Below are 8,150 nucleotides of genomic sequence, written 5' to 3'. Positions count from 1 at the left end.
TTTGCGGGGAAGTTAAGACGAGAAAAGTAGTTTTGTAGAAAAAAATGGTATGATGATGCTATAGCCGATAATGAACTAACCGCAAGGTTTCACAGAAAATTGGACGGTTATGAACCGTCCCCACTTTTTTTGAAACCATGTCGAATCAATTATTAATTATTAAAATACAGAGCGAAAGGAGGGATCAAAAAAGCGGTGGCCTTTTAGGCAGACACCTTTTAGCGGCCATTAGCGGAGATTAAGGTAAGGGTGACCACATCGAGTGGGATAAATGGCGGCTAAAAAGGGTGATTTTTTTAAGACTATCGGGTATTCACTCATTTTTTCTATGGGAGGTGGGCCAAGCCATAGAAAAGGGTGAATATCTCTTGGGAACCAAAGGCTAAGGTGAGCCACGATGAGGGTTCTAAAGAGATCAAAAAACCTTAAAGGAAAGAGACAATTATATATTTTATATTTATGCCGCCCCTTTACTTAAGGATAGTCTTTAAGACTTGAATTTTGAGGGAAATTCAAGGCCCGGAAGGTAACCCAAGGAGAAAACCTTGAAAAAAGGCCGTAGAATTCAGGTTCTTTAGAACCGGGGAGTGGAGCAGTTCTTTCTGCTTAGGCGCTCTTTGGTCTTAATCCCTGGATTTCAGGCCCTTCTCAAGACAGGGAGGACTTGGGAAGAACAAAATAAAAAACAGGGAGGAAGTAGACGTGAGAATAGTTCATAATCCAGAAGCGATTAATTCTCATCGTAATTTATCGGCCACAAACAGGGCCTTAGCCAGAAATCTGGAACGTATGTCGAGCGGTTTAAGGATAAACCGCGCCGCAGATGATGCGGCCGGATTGGCTATTGCCCAACGGGTAGACACTCAAGTTTTAGGACTGGAACAGGGCATCCGAAATACCCTGGACGGGATTTCCGTTATTCAGACGGCTGAGGCAGGAATGTCCGCCATCCAGGATATGCTCCAGCGTATGCGGGTCCTGGCCATTGAATCGGCCAACGGATCAGAAACACCTGATCAGCGGCTCATGATTCAGGCGGAGGTGAATCAGTTATTAGAATCAATTAACAGTCAGGCTGAGGCGGTTGAATTCAACGCCATGAAGCTCCTGACCGGGAACTTCTCGGAAGATGCCCCGATGATGTATAATGCCGCGCGGACCAGTGGTGAACAGGCCAGGGATGATTCTGGGGTGATAGACCTCTATGCCAAGTTTTCGGCGGCGGGGTTTGAAGGGACTGATGGGGTGACCCAGTTGACAGGACAGATCGACTCTGGAAGTAACTCCGTAGGCGGCTACGTTAAGGTTAATGGGGCTGTTTTCAGTCTGTCCGACTATGATTCGGTCAACGACTTCATGCAGGCCATCAACGAGTCACAACAGGCCAATGCCACCATTACCTATGACGTCCAGTTGGACCGCTTTACCATTACCTCGGATACGCCTGAGACACCCTTAAGGCTGGCGCAATCAGCCGGAACAGGCAACACCCCCTTCTTTACCGCCGCCAGGATCGATGTAGGCACTATCGCCCCACCTGGTCCCAGGGCCATGGCCATCACCCAGTATGAGGCCAACAACCAGAATGGCAATGCCGTGGGCACCCAGGATATCGAGATTATTGACCTCACCAAGAGCTTTAACCGGTCTCAGGAAAACGATCACTATGCCGGCTTCGATTCCGTGGTGGATGGCACCATTGCCATTAATGGGGTAAGGTTCTCGGTAGCTGATTACGCCACGGTGGAAGAATTCATGAGGGCCATCAATACCTCGGCCGAAGCGGATGTGACTATTAGTTACGACCGAGACCACGATGAGTTCATGATCGTTCGTGATACCGAAGGCAAGGATTTAGTCCTCTCGGCTGTCTCAGGGACCAACAACTTCCTCTATGAAGTCTCTATCCTCGACCGAGAGGGAGAAAACGAACATGGCGGTGGAGGCAGGCGGGCGAGTGACGGCGCGGAGGTGAATACTAACACGGGCACGGTAAACGACGCCAAGATGAACAATTCCAACATCTTCAAGGCGCCCGTGTGGTATGCTTATGCCGAAAGCCGTTATGATGTCCGGCAGGATGATGAAGAAACCGTCAATCCTGGTCAGGGCGATCCCAGTGGTCCCATCGAGGCGGTTAGTGAAGTTAGAAGCCGAGACAAGGTCAACCTAAATTATGGCGTGGAGGTGGTTGGTGATTCGGTCACCAAGCTGGGGGCCGTGTTTAATTCCGCTTACAGCCGTGCCTGGCAGGGGAGAGGCGATGCGATGAATCGAGAGGCCGCTGAGTATGATGACGGCGGCGGGAATATGAATGTCGCGGCCATTCAGACCGGTTATGCCAGCCCGGATGATCACCGAGCCAATTTCGATCGGGACGTCACCGGCACGATCACCATTAATAACGCCACCTTCTCCATTGCCAAGTATAACACGGTTAATGAGCTGTTGACGGCGATCAATGCCAATGAAGATGCCAATGTAACGGTGGGCTATGATACCATCCAGGACAAGTTCTGGATCCGCTCAGATGACGGTTCGGAGATGTTCATAGCCGAGCATAAGTCTACGGCTGGCTTTGGCTTCTTTGAAGAAGTCGGCATCAAGGCCGGACTGGACGGGATGTGGTATAAACCCGATGGCTATGCCAATCCTGAGTGGCGGAAGGAGGGCCTCTTATTCCACGTCGGGGCCAATGATAACGAGACACTCAAGACCAATATCTCGACGATCAACACCAAGTCCCTGAAGATCGATGTCTTAGAGGATAACGGCGTGACGACCACCTTTGCCTCTGAGTCGGCCATCCGCCTCCTCCTGGACGCCATTGATGCTGTCTCTATGGAACGAGCCAACCTGGGCGCCATCCAGAACCGGATGGAACACCGTTTGAGCTTTAGTGAGATCGCCCATGAAAACCAGACAGCCAGCTTGTCCAGGATTAGAGACCTGGATTTTGCCGAGGAGAGCATCGTCTTTGTGAAGAACCAGATACTACTTCAGTCTTCCACGGCTATGCTGGCTCAGGCTAACGCTCTTCCCCAAAATGTCCTGGCCTTAATCGGCTAAAAGATAGACCTCAGGGGAGTGACCAACAAAAAAGGGGAGGGGTTTTAAAAACACTCCCCTCCCCTATTAACAATTAGTAATTAACCATTGATAATGATAATTATTCAGCCACGGATTAACACGGATTAGCACGGATAAATAGAATGAGTTGTAAGCGTTCAGCCACTAAGGCACAAAGACACAACCTCGATCCTCGATCCTGGATGCTCGATTCTGGATGCTCGATTCTGGATGCTCGATTCTGGATGCTCGATTCCTGGATACTGAATCCTTTACCAGCATCGAGGATCGAGCATCGAGCATCCAGCATCATGTGCTGAACGGTTACATATATTTAAAAAATCAGTGTTTCATCCGTGTAAATCCGTGGCTGAATAGTTACAATTGAATTAAAAAAAGGAGGTGACAGAAAATGGAACTCGAAAGCTTGCAAGAAATAGAGCCTTTATTGAATAAGATACCCCCTTCTGCCCTGGCTGATCTGAATAAAATAGAAGATTTAGGCCTGGAGGAAATAGCCGAAAAGGAGCGGGCGGCCGAGAAGGAAGCGGAGGATTTGGAGACCACGGTCGATTTACTCAACAAGACCTCGCTTGTCTACGACCGGGGGCTTCGTTTCTCTGTCGATGAGGAGAGTGGTCGGCGGGTAGTGAGTATTATTAACCGTGAGACGGATGAAGTTGTTCGAACCATTCCCTCGGAAGAGGCCTTAGACATCGTTGCGGCTATTCACAAGCTTATGGGTGTGGTGCTGGATAAGAAGGCCTAACAGGGGCGGATGGCAGATTCCGGATTTTGGATTGAAGTTAGAGGTTAAGTTAAACCTGATTTGAGCCGATAAAGATAATAGGGGTTTTCTCTGGTGAGGGGAGAGAAGGTTTCTCCTGAGCGAGGAAACTCTACCGACCTCTTTCTAAGGAGAGAAAGAAGGGGATAAAAATGGCAAGTTCAATTTTGGCCGGCCTGGGCGCAGGGATGATGTCGGGTATTGACACCGAAAAGCTCGTGGAGGCCTTAATAAGTATTGAAAGACAAAGAGAGGTTAAGTGGGAAGCAGAGAAGACAAGCAATGAGCTTAAGATCCAATCTCTGCTGGATGTTAACACCAAACTGCTGACCCTTCAAACCAGAGCCACTTCCTTACTTTCCAATACCCTCTTTGAGACAAAGAAGGCCAGTGTCTCGAATGAGGACATCCTTTCTGCCACGGTAAGCAGTGGGGCGGTGGAAGGTTCTTATAATATCGAGGTTCTTCAATTAGCCACTGCTTCCGTGAGTCAAAGCACCGGGGACTTGAATGACACTACTACTGCCTTCAAGAGCCAGGGAGAAGTGGTGAATGGCACGGGAAAGATAGACACCTCCAAGTCTTTTGAAAATGCCGGGTTCAAACATGCGGTTGATGGTTCCATCACCGTCAGCGGCGATAATGGCGCCACCAAAGAAACCTTTTATTTGGCCGCTTACGACACGGTTCAGGACTTTTTGGATGCGGTTTCTACCTCGGCCAATGCCAAAGTGAACCTCTATTATGATGCCAACCAGGACGTCTTTACCATTTCTTCTGATGTCGGCAGCCCAGTGATCTTTTCTGCGGCTGGAACCAATAATTTTTTTAAAGAAACTAACCTCTCGATGGGTGTAGTGGCCGATGCCAAATTATACCAGGCCGATTTTGGGTCCAATGATGTGGACCAGATGAGCGCCGGCTCTTTCAGGGTAAATGGGGTTAAGATCACCTGGGATGCCGATACCGAGAGTTTAAATACCATTATATCCAAAATAAATAATTCTACGGCCGGGGTAACGGCCTTCTATGACCAGAACCTGGATAAGATCGTTCTTACCTCAAAGTCAGGCGGGGCAGCGCCCATCTCAGTAGTTGATGAGCAGGGAACCTTTGCGGCTAACTCTCTAAATTTACCTGCTTCCGCCTCCAGCGACGGGCAGGTGGCCAAGTTTAAAGTCAACGGCTCGGATGTAATAGAGAAGAATTCTAACAATTTTACCCTGGGGAGCGGGCTTACCCTGACCTTAAAACAGGTCGGCTCCACCACCGTGGAGGTAATACGAGATACCTCAGGGGCCGAAGCCGCCATTAAAGGCTTTGTAGAAGAGTATAACGCCGCCATAGAACTTATTAATAAAGAGACCGAACTCGATCTGGAAAGCGAGGAAAAGAAAAAGGGAATACTGCAGGACAACAATGCGGTCGAAAATATCGGCAGCCGGCTTCTCTTGATGGCTACTAATCGCTATAATGTGACGACCACTCTGGAGAGCAGCAGTCAAGTTACCGTAAAGACCGCAACGGGCTTAGACATAACCAAGGCCTTCAACGCCGCTGGTTTTGATACTGTCCCGGATGGCACATTGACCATCAACGGGGCGACCTTCTCTATCGAGGATTATTCCACGGTAGAGGATTTTATGCATGCCATAAACGACTACCAAAAAAGCAGCACCGGAACAGGGGTCAGTGTTACGGTAGGCAATCCCTGGGCCACCTCAGGATTGGGATTCACCCCAGGCTCGGGCGATAAAGTAACCATTAACGGGGCGGCCTTTGAATTAGATGACTATACGACGGTCAGCGAATTTATGCAGGCCGTAAATGATTCCGCTCAGGCGGATGCCACTATAAGTTATGCCAATAACCGCTTTACTATCAGGCGTGATACAAAAAATAGAGACCTGAACCTGGCGGAGGAAGGCACAGATAAGTTCTTCTCAGCGGCCAAGATTTCAGTTCTTGACCCGGAGGTAAACATTTCTTACAGCCTTTCTGAGGACAAGTTTACCATTGAAGCCAACAACCAGGGGGCCAGTATAACCATTTCGGCCACAGGAACAAATAACTTCCTGAGCGAAATCAATATTGCGGCGGGAACCCATGCCTCTCCATCTCTGGATTCTGCCTTTGATGAGCTGGCTGAGATAGGGATTACTACCGGAGACTTTGATGATAAGAAGATGAGGGATAAGTTAGTCCTTGATGAGGCCAAATTAAGGGATGCCCTCTTATCAGACCCCCAGAAAGTGGAGGACCTTTTTGGAAAGGATACGGATGGTGATTTAGTTAAGGATTACGGGATTGCCTTTGCCTTTAAGGAGTTCTTGAAACTTCAGACTAAAACCGGCGAAGAGACAACCAGGGGGATTATTAGAGGAGAGATTGCCCTCCTTAACAAACAGAATGAACAAATCGATGAAGATATAGAGGAGCTGGACCGCAGACTGGAAATGAAGGAGGAACGGCTGCGGAAACAATTTGTGGCGATGGAACAGGCCTTTGCTGAGTCACAAAATATTACTCAGAGCTTGCAAAGGATAGGCGCCTTGAATAATAAGAATGAGTAAACAAAAAGTCAAATTTTGGCCACAGCGGGCCAGAGACAGAGAGAAAATATCAGATACAACTACAACATAATTAGTTAGTTATAAAAACTCTGTGCCTCCATGTCTCTGTGGCTTTTGTTCCATTGGGACTTTTTGCCGAATCATCAGGTGGTATTAAGAATAACCGCCCATAAGGTGCCCAGTGGGGACATCAATAATAACTGGCCAAAGGAGGAGCCTAAAGAAGAAGGCGCCTCCTTTTTTAATTAAGGAGGCAGAATGGAAATTAGAGTCAATGGTAAACCTCTGGAGGTTGAGCTGGAGGCAGAAAAGACTTTGGGTGAAATAATGGACGGACTTACCCGCTGGGTAATTGAACAGGGAAAAGTTGTCCTTCATGTAATATTAAACGGCCAGACACTTTTGGCGGCTGATCAAGAAGCCGCCTCTATACCTCTGGAAGATATAAAGACTCTGGAATTAGAGATCATAGAAAAAGAGGCCTTGTCTGAAGAAGACGAAGCCCTGTTTATGAAGGCAGAGACCCTTGATGCCACTACCATCCTGGAAAACATGATGGAGATGAAAACTCGCATCCCTGATTTGGCGGCTCAACTGGAAGGGGTCTCCATCGGACTGACTACCGGTGGACAGGCTCAGGCTATGGATTTACTTCAAGGGGTGACCAGGTCGATAGATGAAATGATATCTTTACTCAAGGATACCCGGAGATTATTCGACCTTGAGTATCAGGGCATCCAGATTGGGGAGCAGAGTATAGAAGATAAGATAATGAACCTGAAATCGCTGTTAGCCGAGATTATTACTGCCTTTGAACACAACGACCTGGTTATGCTTTCCGATTTACTGGAATATGAACTGGCCCCTATGCTGTCAAGTTGGGGAGAAGTTATGGATGTGCTCATTACCGAAATAGAGAAACGGGTCAACTAAACAGTAGGCAGTTCGTTCAACTTAGATGAAATTTAGCGACCTGTGCGGTTAGGTTATAGACTGCCAATTTGAGTTCCCCCCGCTGATGGAAGCTGAAATCTCCCCCGCTGGCGGGGGATTAAGGGGGTGGAAATCTCTTCAATCACCATTTCAATATTTCTTGTCACATCCTCTATGTGATTTAATACCCCATCATCCGCAAATCTCAATACTCTAAATCCTGCTTCTATTAAATCCTTCTCCTTCCTCTTATCCTCTTTCCGTAGCTTATTTGCGAATGGCTGAAATTCCTTATTGTATGCGTAATTGTTAGATTTGTCAGCTTTCACATTCCACCCCCCAACCCCCGCCAGCGGGGGACACATGGTATCATACTTCTTATTTCATTGCCCTTGATAATTTCTAACCGCACAGGTCGTTTTATTTCAACCTATTTCACAGGTTGAAATTTTCACAAAACCAAAATGCGATCAGTATATTGGAAGAGAATGGGTTTAGCACGGTTATTTCTAATCCAAAGTACTAACGATTAGAACCTAAATTTTACCCTTGACAGAAGGGGAGAAAGATGTTATAATGTAACAGGTTTAGCTGATAAGATATGGAGATGGAAAGGAATAAAAGAGAATGAGGCAAAATGGTGTAAATAATTCATTACCTACCCCCCCCCCCCGCAATAAGCTTTTTTATCACCCCTCGCTCAGGATATTTTAGGCTCAGGCAGCTTGAAGAAAGATGTCTGGGCTTTTTCTGTCTCTTGGGGTATTGATTCAGATTCAGATAGCAGC

Annotated in this window: 6 protein-coding genes; 4 read left to right on the top strand and 2 right to left on the bottom strand. The window is 47.5% G+C overall.

Annotated features, from left to right (window positions below):
- Positions 1 to 702: 702 nt before the first annotated feature.
- Positions 703 to 3,069, top strand: a complete 2,367-nt coding sequence (locus AB1797_11180) for a flagellin (GenBank protein ID MEW5768162.1) — start codon at positions 703 to 705, stop codon at positions 3,067 to 3,069.
- A 115-nt stretch (positions 3,070 to 3,184) separates the two neighbouring features.
- On the opposite strand, the gene AB1797_11175 is transcribed toward AB1797_11180, so the two are convergent.
- Entirely contained in the window at positions 3,185 to 3,382 is a 198-nt protein-coding gene (locus AB1797_11175; GenBank protein MEW5768161.1) for a hypothetical protein, read from the bottom strand.
- A gap of 99 nt (positions 3,383 to 3,481) precedes the next feature.
- On the opposite strand from AB1797_11175, the gene AB1797_11170 reads away from it, so the two are divergent.
- The 3 genes from AB1797_11170 to AB1797_11160 all read left to right on the top strand — a co-directional run bounded on the left by AB1797_11170 (position 3,482) and on the right by AB1797_11160 (position 7,362).
- Positions 3,482 to 3,838 (top strand): flagellar protein FlaG, encoded by a 357-nt coding sequence (locus tag AB1797_11170; GenBank protein ID MEW5768160.1) that lies wholly within the window; start codon positions 3,482 to 3,484, stop codon positions 3,836 to 3,838.
- A 170-nt stretch (positions 3,839 to 4,008) separates the two neighbouring features.
- On the top strand, positions 4,009 to 6,429 hold the full coding sequence (gene fliD, locus AB1797_11165) for a flagellar filament capping protein FliD (protein MEW5768159.1): 2,421 nt from the start codon (positions 4,009 to 4,011) through the stop codon (positions 6,427 to 6,429).
- A 258-nt stretch (positions 6,430 to 6,687) separates the two neighbouring features.
- Positions 6,688 to 7,362 (top strand): hypothetical protein, encoded by a 675-nt coding sequence (locus AB1797_11160; GenBank protein MEW5768158.1) that lies wholly within the window; start codon positions 6,688 to 6,690, stop codon positions 7,360 to 7,362.
- Between the two features lie 53 nt (positions 7,363 to 7,415).
- Here the strand turns inward: AB1797_11160 and AB1797_11155 are convergent, their stop codons facing one another.
- Entirely contained in the window at positions 7,416 to 7,691 is a 276-nt protein-coding gene (locus AB1797_11155; GenBank protein ID MEW5768157.1) for a DUF559 domain-containing protein, read from the bottom strand.
- Positions 7,692 to 8,150: the final 459 nt, after the last annotated feature.

The sequence above is a fragment of the bacterium genome (genome assembly GCA_040753085.1).
In the GTDB taxonomy this organism is placed as follows: Bacteria; UBA9089; JASEGY01; order JASEGY01; family JASEGY01; genus JASEGY01.
The sequence above is the reverse complement of the archived record's forward strand: the minus strand, read 5'-3'. Positions and strand labels throughout refer to the sequence as shown.

Excerpts from the sequence above, each read along its gene's own strand:
- AB1797_11175 (MEW5768161.1), bottom strand. The coding sequence starts at position 3,382 with ATGATGCTGGATGCTCGATGCTCGATCCTCGATGCTGGTAAAGGATTC.
- AB1797_11170 (MEW5768160.1), top strand. The coding sequence starts at position 3,482 with ATGGAACTCGAAAGCTTGCAAGAAATAGAGCCTTTATTGAATAAGATA.
- fliD (MEW5768159.1), top strand. The coding sequence starts at position 4,009 with ATGGCAAGTTCAATTTTGGCCGGCCTGGGCGCAGGGATGATGTCGGGT.
- AB1797_11160 (MEW5768158.1), top strand. The coding sequence starts at position 6,688 with ATGGAAATTAGAGTCAATGGTAAACCTCTGGAGGTTGAGCTGGAGGCA.